The 16479-nt window shown below is 38.9% G+C and carries 9 protein-coding genes; 4 read left to right on the forward strand and 5 right to left on the reverse strand.

Annotated features, from left to right (window positions below; translation table 11 throughout):
- Positions 1 to 449 precede the first annotated feature (449 nt).
- The 5 genes from Q0064_RS05400 to trmD form a co-directional block, all read right to left on the reverse strand.
- Positions 450 to 2660 carry an NADP-dependent isocitrate dehydrogenase gene (locus Q0064_RS05400; RefSeq protein WP_298145435.1) on the reverse strand — a complete coding sequence of 737 codons (2211 nt, stop codon included), beginning with the start codon at positions 2658 to 2660 and terminating at the stop codon, positions 450 to 452.
- Between the two features lie 179 nt (positions 2661 to 2839).
- Complete coding sequence (rplS, locus tag Q0064_RS05405) at positions 2840 to 3190, reverse strand: 50S ribosomal protein L19 (RefSeq protein WP_094486166.1); 351 nt, start codon at positions 3188 to 3190, stop codon at positions 2840 to 2842.
- Between the two features lie 175 nt (positions 3191 to 3365).
- Complete coding sequence (locus tag Q0064_RS05410) at positions 3366 to 8684, reverse strand: leucine-rich repeat protein (protein ID WP_298145440.1); 5319 nt, start codon at positions 8682 to 8684, stop codon at positions 3366 to 3368.
- 236 nt (positions 8685 to 8920) lie between these two features.
- Complete coding sequence (locus Q0064_RS05415; protein WP_298145443.1) at positions 8921 to 9604, reverse strand: response regulator; 684 nt, start codon at positions 9602 to 9604, stop codon at positions 8921 to 8923.
- 134 nt (positions 9605 to 9738) lie between these two features.
- Entirely contained in the window at positions 9739 to 10413 is a 675-nt protein-coding gene (gene trmD / locus Q0064_RS05420; RefSeq protein ID WP_298145445.1) for a tRNA (guanosine(37)-N1)-methyltransferase TrmD, read from the reverse strand.
- A gap of 493 nt (positions 10414 to 10906) precedes the next feature.
- On the opposite strand from trmD, the gene Q0064_RS05425 reads away from it, so the two are divergent.
- The 4 genes from Q0064_RS05425 (at position 10907) to Q0064_RS05440 (ending at position 15956) form a co-directional block, all read left to right on the forward strand.
- Entirely contained in the window at positions 10907 to 12163 is a 1257-nt protein-coding gene (locus tag Q0064_RS05425) for a DUF6161 domain-containing protein (protein ID WP_298145450.1), read from the forward strand.
- 176 nt (positions 12164 to 12339) lie between these two features.
- On the forward strand, positions 12340 to 14136 hold the full coding sequence (locus Q0064_RS05430; RefSeq protein ID WP_298145453.1) for an AIPR family protein: 1797 nt from the start codon (positions 12340 to 12342) through the stop codon (positions 14134 to 14136).
- Between the two features lie 111 nt (positions 14137 to 14247).
- A complete protein-coding gene (locus Q0064_RS05435; protein WP_298145456.1) occupies positions 14248 to 14871 on the forward strand; it encodes a DUF4145 domain-containing protein in 624 nt (207 codons plus the stop codon).
- Positions 14872 to 15581: 710 nt separating this feature from the next.
- Positions 15582 to 15956: a hypothetical protein gene (locus Q0064_RS05440; RefSeq protein ID WP_298145458.1), complete on the forward strand. Its 375-nt coding sequence runs from the start codon at positions 15582 to 15584 to the stop codon at positions 15954 to 15956.
- Positions 15957 to 16479 lie beyond the last annotated feature (523 nt).

Below are 16479 nucleotides of genomic sequence, written 5' to 3' on the forward strand. Positions count from 1 at the left end.
AATGATACGTAAAAGGGTGAACGTCACGATCCCGATAGCTATCGGGACTATTTTCTAGCTTCTATCCCGATAGCCATCGGGACTAGCTTCTCCAAAACGATACGTTAAATGGTGAACGTCACGAAGTCTTAATACTCAAGTCTTAATACAAAAATCTCTATTAGCCTTCGACAGGCTCAGGCACCAACCTTCGAAAGGCTCAGGCACCAATGATACGTGGGTTAGGTTGGGAAGATGATACGTAAAAGGGTGAACGTCACGATCCCGATAGCTATCGGGACTATTTTCTAGCTTCTATCCCGATAGCTATCGGGTCTAGCTTCTAGCTTCTCGAAGAAGTAAACTCATCCCAAACACCTATCAACCAAGGTAAAACCATATCATTTCTAAATAAAAAACCGACAAGCACGATTCGTAATTGTCGGTTTAGTTTTTTTGAAATCGCGTGCTTAATTTCCGATGATTGCATTCAGTGTCGCACTCGGACGCATCGCACGGCTAGCTAATGCCGGATTCGGACGGTAATATCCTCCAATATCTTGAACTTTACCTTGCGAAGCAATAAACTCGGCGTTAATTTGCTGCTCGTTCAAGCGCAAAGCTTCGGCAATGGGTTTGAACGTTTCTTGCAACTCGGCATCTTTCTGCTGCAAAGCAAGGGCCTCAGCCCAATACAACGCCAAATAAAAATGCGAACCACGATTATCTATTTGTCCCACTTTACGTGCGGGCGATTTATCTTCATCCAAAAATTTCTCGGTCGCCTGATCTAAAGTTTCCGAAAGAACAAGTGCTTTTGCATTGTTTTGCGTTTGTCCGAGATGTTCTAAAGAAACGCCGATGGCCAAGAATTCGCCCAAAGAATCCCAGCGCAGGTAGCCTTCAGACAAAAATTGTTCGACATGTTTAGGCGCCGAGCCGCCTGCACCTGTTTCAAACAAACCTCCGCCATTCATTAACGGTACAATCGATAACATTTTTGCCGAAGTTCCCAACTCTAAAATAGGGAATAAATCAGTGAGGTAGTCGCGTAAAACGTTACCCGTTACCGAGATCGTATCCAGGCCGTTTTTCAATCGTGTTAACGTGTGCACGGTCGCGTCGGTAATGTTCATAATGCGAATATCTAATCCGCTTGTGTCGAAATCGGCTAGGTACGTTTGTACTTTAGCAATCAATTCACGGTCGTGCGCTCGTTTGTCGTCTAACCAAAACACAGCCGGTGTGTTGCTGAGTCGCGCGCGATTCACAGCAAGTTTAACCCAGTCTTTAATCGGCGCGTCTTTAACCTGACACATTCTGAAAATATCGCCTTCTTGTACGTTTTGCTCCAAAACTTCGCGGCCATCGCCTAAAACAACCGTTACCGTTCCGGCTTCTTTAATTTGAAACGTTTTGTTGTGCGAACCGTACTCTTCGGCAGCTTGTGCCATCAGACCAACATTCGGAACGCTTCCCATGGTCGTCGGATCGAATGCGCCATTTTGTTTACAAAAATCGATTGTAGCCGTGTATAAGCCTGCATAACAACGATCCGGAATAACCGCAACGGTGTCTTGCGCATTACCGTCTTTGTTCCACATGCGTCCGCTGGTGCGTATCATTGCCGGCATCGAAGCGTCTACAATTACATCAGAAGGTACGTGCAGGTTTGTGATTCCTTTGTCGGAATTAACCATGGCAAGTGCCGGGCGATCCGAGTATAAATCGGCAATAGCTTTTTCGATTTCAGTTTGCAACGGATGTCCTTGTAGTTTATCGTACAAGTCGCCTAAACCGTTGTTTTCATTGAAACCTATTTCTTTGAGTGTTTCGCTATATTTTGAAAGTACAGGTTTGTAAAATTCGGAAACCACAGCTCCAAACATAATGGGGTCTGAAACTTTCATCATGGTTGCTTTCAGGTGCACGGAAAAGAGCAAGTCGTCTTTTTTTGCCTTTTCAATTTCCTCAGCTACGAACTTTTTTAATTCTGAAATACTTAATACAGCCGAGTCTATTATTTCTCCGGCTTGCAGTGGCGCTGGGCTTTTCAGTTCGGTTACGGTGCCGTTTTCGTTTTTAAAATGAATGGCAAATGTAGTTTCAGTGGGTACGGTTATCGATTTTTCAGTGCTGTAGAAATCTGCTGAAGACATGCTAGCAACGCGAGTTTTTGAATCGCCCGACCAGCTCCCCATACTGTGCGGATGTTTTTTGGCGTAGTTTTTTACTGCTTTTGGAGCACGGCGGTCGGAATTTCCTTCGCGAAGAACAGGGTTTACTGCTGATCCGAGTACTTTGGCATATTTATTTTTAGTTGCTAGAGCTTGAGCGTCGGTTGCGTCGGCCGGATAATCGGGAACGGAAACGCCTTGTGCCTGAAGTTCGGCTATAGCTGCTTTGAGTTGTGGAATGGAAGCAGAGATATTGGGGAGTTTGATGATATTAGCTTCTGGTTTAGTGGCTAACAATCCTAATTTAGAGAGGTTGTCGGTTATTTCAAAGGGCAGTTCGTCGGCAAAAACAGCCATGATTCGAGCTGCTAAAGAAATGTCGGCTGTTTCGATGTTAATTCCAGCAGCCGATAAAAATTTTTTAAGGATTGGGTACAGCGAATGCGTTGCAAGCATGGGAGCTTCATCAGTAATCGTGTAAATAATTCCAGCGTTATTTGACATCTTTTTGAGAATTTTAAAACCGGGCAAAGATAGCTAAATCTGCGGCAGCTATATCGTTTTCTCTGATGTTAACGCAGTTTTACAGATGCGAAAAAAACTTCGTGTACTTTTTACGAAATTCATAAAAAAACCCGCTTTCCAAAGAAAACGGGCACTTGATATTTGAACACTGAAACAAATTATCTTCGCTTGTCGCGGATTTTCGCTTTCTTTCCGGTAAGTTCACGGAAGTAGAAGATACGTGCTCTGCGTACAGAACCTTTCTTGTTGATTTCGATTTTCTGTAAAGCAGGAAGGTTGATCGGGAAGATACGCTCTACACCAACAGCACCTGACATTTTACGGATGGTGAACGTTTCAGTACTACCTGTACCTCTACGCTGAATCACTACACCTTTAAAAAACTGTGTACGTGTTTTTTCACCTTCTTTAATTTCGTAGTAAACGGTAATTGTGTCACCAGCTCCGAAATCAGGAAAATCTTTTTTCGCGATTAGTTCGTCGTTTACGAACTTTAATAAATCTGACATTTCTTAAAAAATTTGATTTAAAATCAGAGCAACATTCACGATTCTCGTCAGAGGTTGGTCTAATGTGGGCGCAAATTTAGTTATAAAATCATTTTTAGCAAATAATTTATAGTATTATTTAAAAAACATAAGCCGCTGTTTTGCAGCGGCTTATTGGAGTAGATTTCGATTTTAATTAATGTATCACTTTTTTTGTGGTAATTGTTCCAGTTGCAGTTTGTATTTGAACAAGAATCATTTGTTGTCCGGCTGGGAGTGGAATGCTGAATTTTTGACCCGTAATTTGTTTTGAGGTATAAATTTCACGTCCGCGTAAATCGAAAATGCGAATGCTGTTTAGTTCTTCTACTGCCGATTCTACTACAACAGTGTCGCCCGAATGATAGGCCAAAACGCTGTTTCCGCTGCTCGCAGGATTTTCAATTCCTAAAGTTTCAGCCTCAAACACCAATTCTAATCGTGAAGTAAACGCGCCAGCTTCTGCATAAAAAGTATAAGGCGTCTCAGTCAAGTTATGTGTTTGATTGAGTAGATTGTCTTTAACGTACACATTTTGTCCTTCTGCAAATACACCGTCTGTATGATCTATAGCAAGCGTAAAGTTTGCCGCTTGTTCAACTTGTAAATTCATCGCTACTACATCGGTAGTTTCAAACGGAAGTGCTCTCGCTTGAATGCCCAAACGTGTATCGTTTACATAGCTTGATAGTGAATTTCCGCTGCTTAATAACGGTCCGTCAAATGCTGCGTCTATTTCGTTTGTTGCTCCGGCAGTGTAACCAACTAGTATCTGGTTTAAGTCGGTTTCGCCCGAGCTTAAGTTTAACCAGATTCGGTGTTTTTCTGAATTAGCTGTTCGGAAGAATTGCCCTTCGTTATTTCCAACACGCATATCGTTGCTGAAGTTTAGGGTTGTAGGAGCAGTAACTTTCAGCAGAAATCCTTGTCCCGTTTGGATGATTCCGTTTGGAATAGCACCTCCTGCAAGACTAGCAATTCCGCCAAGTAAATTATAAGAAGCGTAGTTTAGCACGCCAACGCCTTGCAAGGTGTGTGTCCAGAAGTAAACTGTACCTGTTACGTTTTGTAAGAGCTCATTGGCATCGATGGGCGAAGGGTAGGGGTTTCCAATAAAATTATAACCATTGCTACCATGCGTCAGTGTTAGTTGGTAATTACCATTGTTCGGCACACCTTTAAACGTACCTTCGAATGCTTGCGGCGCTGCTGGTGGATTTAAATACGTATTTGGCGCACGTACCATATAACCAGTTCCCGGAGTAAAGTCGTTGGCAATTGGATCTACAGCGGCAAATTGACCTGTATTTTCATTAAACGTGTAAAAACGGCTGGTAAGTGTTTGTGGGGAAAAGTCCAGTAGATTTTGATTGGAAACTGGGGAAGACCAATACACATAATCTTGCCGGCGCATATAAGCCATACGTTTTGAAGTGATTTCACCTTCGTTAGCAACTGCTTTAGTTTGTAGTAAATTGGCGTTGTTTTCTAAGGTTAAAGAAGAGCCCGGCTCCACAGTTACTTTTCCATCGATAACAAAATCAAATCCAGAAGGTACAACCACTACAGCTTCATTTACGATTTCGAGTTGGCAGGCAGTTAAATTTGCCGCTTCGGAGTAATTTCCAGCAATAATCGCTTTACGATTTCCGGTAGGAACTCCGTCAGACCATTCTAAACCATCCCACGTTGTTGGTGTACCAATGTTCAAAACTAGTTTTTCAGTAACGCAATTTATTGTTGTTCCGTAGAATGTTCCTGAGTTTGAGTAGGTTTGATTGTTGTGCGACCAAGTGTAAGGTTCGCAAGTGTTTATCGTGGTTGTGTTTTCGGAATTTGGGGTTATGGTTACGGAAACCGGGACACGATTTGAGGAAACCGGTGGAATGATCTTCATAAGCGAGTTGGCAATATAATCGGCAACAATAATTTCATCGCTTGCTGTAATGGCAACACCTGAACAATACCCGATTCCCGTGTCTATAATTTTCTTATCAGAACCGTCGGCATTCATTTGAACTACTTGTTGGTTACCGTAATCAGCGGCAATAATTTTACCGTTTGGTCGAACTGCCAAGCCAAAAGGATAGCCTAAACCAGTTCCCAAAGATTCGATATTGGTGCCATCAGGGTTCATTCGTTTAACTTTCGCTTGGCTGTCATCGCCAACGAGTATTTTTCCGTCGGCATCAATCGTTATCCCTCTTGGATTAAGAAATCCAGAACCTATAGTGGTGATTCCGGTACCGTCGGTATTCATTCGTTTTACAGCGTGATTGTACGTGTCGCAGAACCAAATTTTTCCCGAAGCATCAATTGCAATTCCTGTTGGATTGTTAAATCCGGTGGCCAATGTTACTGCGTTTGTTCCATCTGCATTCATGCGTAAGATGCTATTGGCAGCCGAATTTGTAAATACAATTTTCCCATCGGCTTGAATAGCAACTCCAGAAGGATTACTAAATCCAGACGCAATAATTTCAACATTCGAACCGTCGGGGTTAGCACGTCTAATTTGTCCTGAGTTTCTACTGGCAATTACAAGTTTCCCATCGGCTTGAACAGCTACTGCAAACACGCTAAATCCTGTTGTTAAGGTTGAAGTAATTGCTGGTTTTTCTTGTTCAACATAGTATGTGTTTGTAGTTAACGAATCAAAATACTGAAGTGCATTTCCTCCTGTAGCGGCAGTATACCAATTGGCGTTTGCGCCTGGTGCAGGTGTCGAAGTTAGATTTTCAACTGTGGCACTATTACAAAAAAACCGACTATCAGAGCCAATCGCATTAACCTTTACAGCTAATCGAGTAGGCGAGGCACAGTTTCCGTTGGTGCTCTCTGCGTAATAGGTTGTTCCGCTTACTACCGAAGTCGAACTCGGTAATTCGCTTCCTGCCGTACTGGCGTTGAACCATTTTACATTATTACCCACAGCATTCAATGCGCCAAGCGTAGTACTACCGGTATAGATTTGCGACGACTCTCCAACGGGTACAGTAGGAGCGGGATTAACGGTTATGGTAACAGGTACACGATTGGAGTAAGTTACATCCTTATACCTCTTAATAACATTGTTATTTCGATCTGCAACAAGTATAGCACCAGTGTTTTCAATGGAAATTCCCCGCGGACTGTTTAATCCGGTTAAAAGGGTTTCAATATTAGTCCCATTGGCATTCATGCGTTTTACAGCATTGTTCCCGGTATCGGAAATTACGATACGTCCGTCGGCTTGAACTGCAACTCCTCTCGGTTGATTAAATGCATTGCTTACTGTAACAATATTTGTTCCGTCTGCGTTCATTCTTTTTATAGAATTTGTGCCCGCTTCTGCAAAAAGTATTTTTCCGTCGTTTTCAACAGCCATATCAGATACGTTATTCAATCCCGATGCAAGGATTACCTGCCCGCTTCCATTAGTATTAATACGATATATCGTAGAAATGTGATTATACAAAATTTTGCCATCGGGTTGAGCAGTAACATTTACAGGGTTTCCACCCCAGAGAACTCCTGATGTATTAGAACCATTGTTATTTAAATAAAAGAGATAAAGACTTGTACTACTGATAGCTAGTATCTTACCATCTGAAAATGCTGAGATTCCAGAAAATGGACCACTTAAGTTATTAAATGTTAAAAGATTGCTACCTGATGAAGTAATACGGCTTAAACTCGGATTAGTTCCGTTTGCAACCAATATGTTTCCTGATGGTTCGGCAAAAACATCGGCTGGTTGTGTAAAACTACCACCTAGCGTTTCTGAAATAGCGGGATAACTTTCTTGAAGATAGTAAGTTCCTGAACTTAAATTAGTGTCTGCTGCGAGGGCTGTCCCGCCATTAGCCGATGTATACCAATTAGCTGTTGCCCCGGCGGTAGCTGTAGAAGCTAAGCTAGAAACAGTAGTTGCGTTACAAAAGGCTTGTGTGTTTTCACTCAATTTTTTCACTTTTACAGGTAGTCTGTAGAAAGATTCACAGGTTCCGGGAGTTTGCGTGGCATAATAGGTTGCTCCGTCGACTAGCGGCGTTGAATTAGGTAAGAGAGCAGTACTCGATGCACTTGCGTACCATTTTATCGCAGTTCCTGTTAAGCTCAAGTTCGCCAATGTTGCTGCGCCCGTGTAAATTTGTGTAGTTAAACCTGTAGGAGGGGCGCCAGGAGCTAATATGGTTACAGTGATAGGGCGCTTTTCACTTTCACAGGTTGTATTTTGTTGGGTGACATAATACGTTCCTGTTCTCAAAACATGATTTGCAGGCAGCGTAGTTGTTGAGTTCAAATATTCATACCATCTTAAATTTGTTCCCGTAGCTTGAAGACTGGCAGCGGTAGTTCCTTCGCAAAACTGTTGTGAGGTGCTACCACTAGGCATAGGCGAAACAGCCCCAGCCGATATAATTGCCGATCCAGTCATGGTATTACTGCACTCAATATTGCTTCGGCGCGCTTCTATTGTATAAGTTCCAATCGTACTCTGTGATCCGAAATTTAATGGAAATCCAGTTCCTACCACACCAGATCCAATAGTAACGTTATTTCTTTTTAAATAATATTGAACAAACCGCTGACTTCCTGCGAGCGTAATTTGAAAACTTGAACTTGAGCCGCAAGTTGTACCACCGCCAGAAACGTTGTACGCTATCGGAGTGAAACAAGTGTTGGTTATAATGTTTCCAAAATTAGTCCAAACCGGCGCGGTTGTATAACTTAAAAAGCCAGCAGATGGAACGGATAGAGTAGCATTTTGATAATTTATACCTGAAAAAACAGTTGTGTTAATGGCTAAAGGTGAGGCAATAGCACAATTTACATTTACCAATGAAGAACAGTTATAAAAGGCATTATTTCCGATAGAAGTAACTGTAGAGGGGATATTTACAGTTTGTAAACTGTAACAGGAATTAAACGAAGAATAGCCTATTGCTGTTAATCCTTCAGGCAAGAAAATATTTTGCAGTGAAGTACAATTAGAAAAACTGTAGGAACCCAATGATGTAACTGCAGGAGGAATAACTACAGAAGTTAAACTACTACAACCACTAAAAGTACTTTGCGCAATCGAAGTTAATGAACTAGGCAAGAAAATAGCATATAAGCTATTGCAACTGTCAAAACAGCCCCCCTCTATACTAGTAATTGTATCGGGTAACTGAATGCTGTATAGATTACTGCAATAAACAAAGGCATAGCTTCCTATTGAGGTAATTGTATTTGGAAAAGAAAGCTCCGAAATATTAGTATAAGCGAATGCAGAGTTACCAATTCTCGTTACAGTAAATACTTCACCATTATATTCTACAGTTTCAGGAATATTATAATAATCGCCACCGAAGTAGGACGTAAGCTCGGCGGTTCGTGGTTCGTCGTAACTGGTAATGGTATAAGCGGCTTCGTCTGTGTATATTTCCTGCGAAAAGCAAACACCCAAATTCCCAAAAACAAAAAGGAAAAATAATAATCGTTTTAACATCAGTTGGTATTTTTCGCAACTTAGGTCAAACAGTAAACTTTAAAAGGAATGGTGAAATAGAAATCAGCAGAAAATCAAATGCTTCCAGCAAAAAAGTCTCATCTAAATAGCAAAAACCCCAAACAATTCTTGGTCTACAGCTTTTCGTAGCTGCTTATTATATTCCAAAAATAATGTTAAAAATTATTAGCTTTTTACGCAACGGGACGAGCGACACGTTTTTGTATGCGAACGAATCAATGACGCAAAATAGATTTTGCCTCAGCAGCGTATTTTCTGGAAATAGGTATCTCGCGATCAGAAATAAACAAGGTATTTCGCGACGATTTAGTAACCATTTCTTTATTGACGATAAACGAACGATGCACACGCGTAAACCGTGGCGAATTTACCTGCTGTAAAAACCACTCCAACGAATTACGCAAGGTGTATTTGTTCGATCTACAATAAATATCAATGTAGTTTTTGTCGCTTTCCACATATAAAATAGAATTCAAGTACACTTTTACCTCTTTGTAGCCCTCTTTGATGCTGATAAACGAGTCTTCGCGGGTGTTTTTTAAGGCAATACTTACCGCAGCTAATATGTCGGTTTCTTTAAACGGCTTAGTAATATAGGCTTCCGGTTTGCACTGCAGGGCGTTACGCAAAATCTCCGTGTCCGATTGCGCGGTCACGAAAATAAACGGAATTTGCCACTCGTCGTGAATCTTGCGCGCAATTTCAATACCGTCTAAATCTTCCTTCATCCGAATATCTAAAAGAATCAAATCCGGCTCAAAGCTTTCAATAGCTTGAAACGCACTGCTTTTATCGTTCGCAAAACGAATACGCGAAAACGACAAATCTTCAAGGATTCCCTTCAAATGTTCGGCAATGATGCGCTGATCTTCAACGATAAGTATTTTGGCGTCGGTCATTAATCTTGGCAGTAAATCGCAAATCTAAATAAATTAAGTTTTGCGAAACAGAATTGTTAAAAACCTTTCAAAAAATAAATTCATTTAGCGAAAAGTCTGAGAATCCCTACAACAAGTGCTGTGTTTTTCAGAACTTATTCCAACAAATCTGGCCGTCGGTTTTTGGTGTGTTCAAAAGCTTTTTCCTCGCGCCATTGCTCAATTTTGGCGAAGTGCCCGCTAAGCAAAACCTCCGGAACTTTCCAACCTTTATAGTCGGCCGGACGTGTATAAACCGGTGGTGCCAGCAAATTGTCTTGGAAACTGTCGGTTAATGCCGAAGTCTCGTCGGAAAGTACGCCCGGTATGAGTCTGATTAACGCATCGCATAAAATCACGGCACCCAGTTCGCCGCCGCTTAAAACGTAATCGCCAATGGATATTTCTCGGGTAATCAGATGGTCGCGCACACGTTGATCAACACCTTTGTAATGCCCGCAGAGAATGATGATGTTTTTTAAAAGCGACATCGAATTGGCCATTTTTTGGTTCAGCGTTTCGCCGTCGGGCGTCATGTAAATAATTTCGTCGTAGTGGCGTTCGCTTTTCAGTTTTGCAATGCAATCGTCTATGGGTTGAATTTGCATAACCATGCCAGCGCCGCCGCCAAATGGGTAATCGTCAACGCTTTTTTGTTTGTTGGTGGTATAGTCGCGCAGGTTATGAAAATGCACTTCCACCAAATCTTTTTCGATGGCGCGTTTCATAATACTTCCCTCAAACGGACTCCGCATCAGGTCGGGCAAAATTGTAATAATATCAATTCTCATAAGCGTTCAAATCGCTGCAAAAGTACAGTTTTTTGCACTGCTAATTTTTGTTTGTAGCCATTCCCGCTTTCCGCTGTAGTCCTCAAAAAATGCGGCATGTTCACTCACGCAGCATCCGGCTTCTATGGTCGCCGTTTGCTCCGCGGTTCACGTAGCCGTCTTTTTCTCCGGGCTGCCGCTGCACCCGGGGCTAGGGCATCCGTTACTAACGTTTGGTGGAAAAATACCTATAAGTAGGTAGTTTTGGGTGAAGGAAAATGCTTAAATTGGCGAAAAGAAAAAAAGGTTAGTTTTTTTAGTCACTAATGCGAATAACGAAACAAGAGGTCAATTTAACCGATTCAAAATACGCAAAACTTTTTCAATGCAAAGTTTTGAAAACAAATCGTTTGTCGTTGTTTTGGAAAATACAAAGTGATGTGGAGAACTTTGGCAATTGTTGAGTTGGCTGCAAATTCAGCCGGAACACATAAATAACCAAGACAAAATTTCTATGAAAAATGCAGAATTTAAAAAAGCACTCAATCTGAAATTAGAGGAAAGTATTTTACGAAATCAAACTTATACTCTCAAAATTCCTGCAGAAAATTATGAAGCTAGTTTTGATTTAATTGGACTTCATAGAATTGTGGAAGAAAAAAAAAAGAAATGGGAGCAAGAAGTTGTTCCAACAGAGTTTTCTTCGTCATCTAATTTTTTTAATAATCTATTAATTTCAATAGAGAATTCTACATTAGATACGCAAACAGACACTACTTTTCATAGGAACATAATTAACAGTTTAGATAGAGCAGGGAATAATGTGCTTTTTCCAGATTCTCCAAAATCCTTATTTCTTCAAAACCTCCATTCTAATTATCCTAAATATTTTAATGGGGCTTTTGCAGTGGTAAATGGAACAATAGATTATGGACAACTCAGCAGGGCAGATTATTTTAAGGGAGTTTTTTTAGCTTTAAAATTTGAAACTCAAGGCACCGATACGTTATCATCTGAAGAGGCTGATAGAAAATCCTTTACAGAATTCAAAACTGAATTTGAAAATGAAAAAATTGGAATTATGACGAATTTTGATAGCATAATTGAAGCTACTCAAACTAAATCAAATCAAGAAATAGAAAATTTGAAAGGATTATTTAATGATTGGAATCTAGAATATGGTTCGCAACTAGATGAGTTAAAAACACAGGCAAAAAATGAGCTAAATAAAGCCAACATGGCTGGAAAATTTCTTTTAAAAAAATCACTTGACAAAAAAATTCAACTTGAGCAAACTTATCGGGAACAAATGCGTTTTAAGGCACCTGCTGAATATTGGAAAGAGAGAGCAACTTTTTTAAATGCAGAAGGGAAAAAGTTTTTACACTGGCTAATAGCTCTTGTCGTTTTGGGTACTGTTATATTATTCTCGCTACTTTGGTTAACTCCAGAAGATATGTTGATTAGTATCTTTTCTAGTAATCCAGCCAAGGCTGTTCGTTGGTCAATTATTTTTATCACAATGATATCTTTATTATTTTTAGGTATTCAGGCTGTAAAAAAAGCAATGTTTTCAAGTTATCATCTTGCACGTGATGCAGAAGAAAGAGAAAAATTAACTGTTTTTTACTTATCACTAATTAAAGATAGTACAATTACCCAAGAAGACAGAAGTCTGGTATTACAAGCACTCTTTAGTAGAGCTGACACGGGAATGCTTAAAGATGAAGCAAGTCCAACGATGCCTGGGATTTTAGATAAAATAAAATGAACTGTTGCTTATAGCCGTTTCTCGGAATTGCGAATTTTGATTTGAGTTCACATTTACTTTTCTCGAAAATTTTTATCTTTAACAGAAAATAAAAATTTCTGAATTTCGTAACTGACGATAATTGGCTGAACGTTAAGCGCAAGCAAACCAAGCCACACGTAAGTAAAGTATTATATATGACAAAATATGCTGATCTACTTAGAATTATAGATAGCTTGAGGTTAGAAGCTCCTCTAAACTATGTTCGTTACCATCCAAAAATAGAAGAAGTTGAAAAATTGGAAAACGCAAGAGGAAGGTCATTTATTCATTTATATTTAAAAGTAACTTTTGGGCTTATTGAATTTAATGAACGTGAAAATTATATTACTGACGATGGCTACGATGGAGGAATTGATGCATATTTTGTCGATCAAGAAAATAAGAAACTTTTCTTTATACAATCTAAATTTAGAAATTCAGATTTGAATTTTGAAAATAAAGATATAACTTGTGAAGAGCTGTTATCAATGGATATTCATAGAATAGTTGAAGGTGAGGAAGAAGGTGAAGATGGGATAAAGTATAATGGAAAAATACAAAATCTAATTAAACATCTTCAATCAATTTCAGATCTTCCAAAATATAGATATGAAATTATTTTACTTGCCAATGTTAAACCAAGTTTGCAACTGAAAATAAATAAACTAGCTGGTGGGTATCCCGTAGATATTTACAATTTTCAACGAATCTATTCAGAGCTTGTCTTTCCTTTAGTTTCTGGATCATATTACAATATTTCAGAATTAAAAATTACAATTAATGTCGACAGAAATAGTGCTGGTCATCGTATTCAATATTATCCAGTAACAAAATATTCTGAATGTACAGTAAACGCTTTATTTGTACCAACAGTTGAAATTGCAAAAATACTATCAAAATATAAAAACTCAATCTTAAAATTCAATCCAAGGAGTTACTTGGATCTATCATCAGGAAGCATTAATGAAAAGATTTCAAAATCAATAACTGATTTTAATACAAATGAATTTGCTCTTTTTAATAATGGAATTACTATGCTTTCAGATGATACGGTTTATAGTGATAAAGTTGGTAAAAAAAATAAAGCTGAAGTATTGGTGACAAATCCACAAATTATAAATGGAGGACAAACCGCATATACTCTAAGTATTTTATACGATAGATTCTTAAAGAACGATACACTACATTTATTTGAAAATAAAGAAGTCCTTCTCAAAATAATTTCGTTTAATATAGACGAGAATGATTCGAAAAGTTTTGAAGAAAACAAATTAAAACTTATTGAGCAAATCTCTATTGCGACAAATCAACAATCTCCAGTTTTCGAAGCCGATAGAAGAGCTAATGACAAAGTCCAAATTGATTTACAAAAGCTAATTTATCAAGATTTTGGCTTGTTTTATGAACGTAAACGTGGTGAATTTGGTGATGGAATAAGAAGCGGCTATATAGACAGATCAAAAATAATTGACAGAGAACATTTTGTTCGAATTTGTCTTGCTTCCCAAAATAATCCAGTACAAGCTAGAGCTGGGAGTGTTGCTAAATTTTTCAATAAACCAACTTTTGATTCTATTTTACCTGACACTTCTGGTTATAGAAAATACATTTTTTGTTTAAAAGCTTTCGAGAGGATTATTCATATACATTCTGATTCATCTAATGTTCGTTTTAATGCAAGGCATTCTATAACTAGTGTTATATCTAATAGATTTGATAACTCATTTGAAATAAAAGATTATGATGATTTGATTGATGCACATCTCAGAGATATTATCGGCAATTGGTCTAATTTTGAGGATTATGCAAGACAAACTCCCGATAATCAAAAATATTATTTCAAAGAGCGTTTTGATAAAGAAACAGGTGAAAGATTTATTGAAACCAATTGGACAGCATATTATAAAGGGAGAACCTTACTAAATGATCTTAAACAATATTTTACTTTTTAAATTACTAGCGACTAACATCGATATCCGTTCCGTTCCCACTTTTTTCACCAACTTTCCCAAAAAAACAAGATCTAACTTCAAAAAGCCCATCCCAAACCAAGCACGATCAACATGAAATATATACAACCTGAAGTATTTTTAAAATCATTTACTTGCCCAAATTGTGGAACTATTTCTAAACAAGACTGGCGTAATAGCGACTTTTATTTCAACCAAGTTTCTATTAGTGCAGCAGAGTTAACAATCGGAAGATGTCAACATTGTGATGATATAACAATTTGGTTAAGGAGTAAAATGATTTTCCCAGAAACTGGAAACTGTCCTTTTCCAAACTCCGAAATGCCAGAAAGGGTAAAAAAATTATATTTAGAAGCTGCTTCTATACATACAAAATCGCCACGTGGTGCGGCAGCGTTATTGAGACTGGCAATACAGGTTTTATGTGAGGAATTAGGAGAAGATGGAATCAATATTAATACAGATATTGGAATTTTGGTAAGTAAAGGCTTGCCGAATATAGTTCAGCAATCTTTAGATGTTGTAAGAGTTACAGGCAATGATGCTGTTCATCCTGGGCAAATTGATACTGATGATACTGAAACTGTTGGTCAACTATTTGAATTAATCAATGTAATTATAGAATACATGATTGCCTTACCAAAAAAGGTTAGTGGAATATATTCAAACTTGCCTGCGAATAAATTGGCTGGCATAAACAAAAGAGATGGAAAATAATAATCAGGTACTAACACCAGTACCCATTGCACACCATCATCCCAGACCCAATTTATCAAAATCATTGCAAAAACCAACCTATAATTAGCAGTTTTAAGAAATTCTGATTGCTCTTGCTCGCGCAGATTTACTTCGTCGGTTCGGCTGGCGCCTCGGGTGTAATTCGTGCTGCGAACGTTTGTTCGGAACTGTTTTCTCGGTAACGATTGCTGCGGCCCGGATGGCAGCGGAAAGCCTTTTGATAAATGGGGCAAACAAAAGTGCGGTGGGCGTGGCGACCTCAGAAGCCGCTCCCAACGTTTACTTTTGTGCCCGATTTGAAAAAGCTTGCAGCGAACAGCCGGAAATGCCGCCCAAAGAGAAATTAGTACATTCTAAAATGGTGTAACAGCACTTTTCAATCAATTGTAATGTAGTGACTTGTATATTCGTTCAATCAAAGTAGATCTTAAAAAATACTGCAAAACCGATAGTTATCGGTTGCAAAGATTTAGGTGTATTTTTAATCAATAGCTATCCGTTTGTGCTATCGTGCGTCTGGGGCGGAACAAGCGCAGGTGTTTTTGCGTTGGGCGCGGTTTAGGGCTTCGTCTAACGCTTTTTGCTATATTTGAACGTCGGATCTCTGTAACCAGTGTAGTGCAAAAAACGCTCGAACCCATTTTCGACAAACGTTCGAAGTAATTCTACAGAACATCATAACTTAACAAATGATTCTACGACAATTTTTTAAAAACAGAGATAAAAGAAAACGCTTTGCACACATCGGAGCGGGTATTGTTATTCTTATTCATAGTTATGAAAAATATGAAGGTGGACACGAAACATACAAGCTTTTTGCTATTGCAGGACTTCTTTTTTTATCAATTGCTATTTTTCATCCGCTCATTGAAAAAAGAGCTCCTTGGGTCGACGGAGTTTTCTTTTTAATAGAAGGCATTTTATCAATCATCGTTGCTCTCGATTGTTTTCATTTAGGAAAGAAAGCCCTTCCAATTACATACCTACTTCTGGGACTTTTTCAGTTCTTTATGGCATTCAGAAAAGGTAAAAAAGGAATTGAAAATCATAAAACACAACAATAAAAGTAAGATGGTAAAGACAAGGATCATTGCCATCGCTTTTTTAGTACTACTGTCTGCTGGTACTTTTAACAGACTGTCAAACAACGAAAACATAAGACCAATGCAGTTTATATCAATTTTTGTACTTGGAGTATCGACCGCATTTTTGATCAACGAATTTGTGACATTAGTAAAAGCAAAACGACAGTAAAAAAAGCATGAAATTGAAGGAAAACTACAGCTAAAATTAGGTTTTATGCAAAGTAACTAGTATGTGATTAATTTAGCAAATTGCAAATCCAAGCTTAGTTTCTGCAGAGGAATATTACCCGATGGCGCGGATTTGCCATCCCTGCTAAAACAATCCCCTCGATGGCGCGGATTTACTTCGTCTGTTCGGCTAAAGCCTCGAGTGTAATCCGTGCTAAAACTTCCCGCGCCGGCCTGTATTGCCCCATGCTACGAATTTCGCAAATACCAAGCAAGTAACCTAATTTACTTTGCTATAATTTATCTCAAAATGAAGTAGTTGTATGGCGGTTTG

The sequence above is a fragment of the Flavobacterium sp. genome (genome assembly GCF_027490375.1).
Classification (GTDB): Bacteria; Bacteroidota; Bacteroidia; order Flavobacteriales; family Flavobacteriaceae; genus Flavobacterium.

What these genes read in the sequence shown, in the direction of transcription:
- trmD (WP_298145445.1), bottom strand. Translation starts at nt 10,413, where the DNA reads ATGAGAATTGATATTATTACAATTTTGCCCGACCTGATGCGGAGTCCG.
- Q0064_RS05415 (WP_298145443.1), bottom strand. Translation starts at nt 9,604, where the DNA reads ATGACCGACGCCAAAATACTTATCGTTGAAGATCAGCGCATCATTGCC.
- rplS (WP_094486166.1), bottom strand. Translation starts at nt 3,190, where the DNA reads ATGTCAGATTTATTAAAGTTCGTAAACGACGAACTAATCGCGAAAAAA.
- Q0064_RS05435 (WP_298145456.1), top strand. Translation starts at nt 14,248, where the DNA reads ATGAAATATATACAACCTGAAGTATTTTTAAAATCATTTACTTGCCCA.
- Q0064_RS05440 (WP_298145458.1), top strand. Translation starts at nt 15,582, where the DNA reads ATGATTCTACGACAATTTTTTAAAAACAGAGATAAAAGAAAACGCTTT.
- Q0064_RS05410 (WP_298145440.1), bottom strand. Translation starts at nt 8,684, where the DNA reads ATGTTAAAACGATTATTATTTTTCCTTTTTGTTTTTGGGAATTTGGGT.
- Q0064_RS05400 (WP_298145435.1), bottom strand. Translation starts at nt 2,660, where the DNA reads ATGTCAAATAACGCTGGAATTATTTACACGATTACTGATGAAGCTCCC.
- Q0064_RS05430 (WP_298145453.1), top strand. Translation starts at nt 12,340, where the DNA reads ATGACAAAATATGCTGATCTACTTAGAATTATAGATAGCTTGAGGTTA.
- Q0064_RS05425 (WP_298145450.1), top strand. Translation starts at nt 10,907, where the DNA reads ATGAAAAATGCAGAATTTAAAAAAGCACTCAATCTGAAATTAGAGGAA.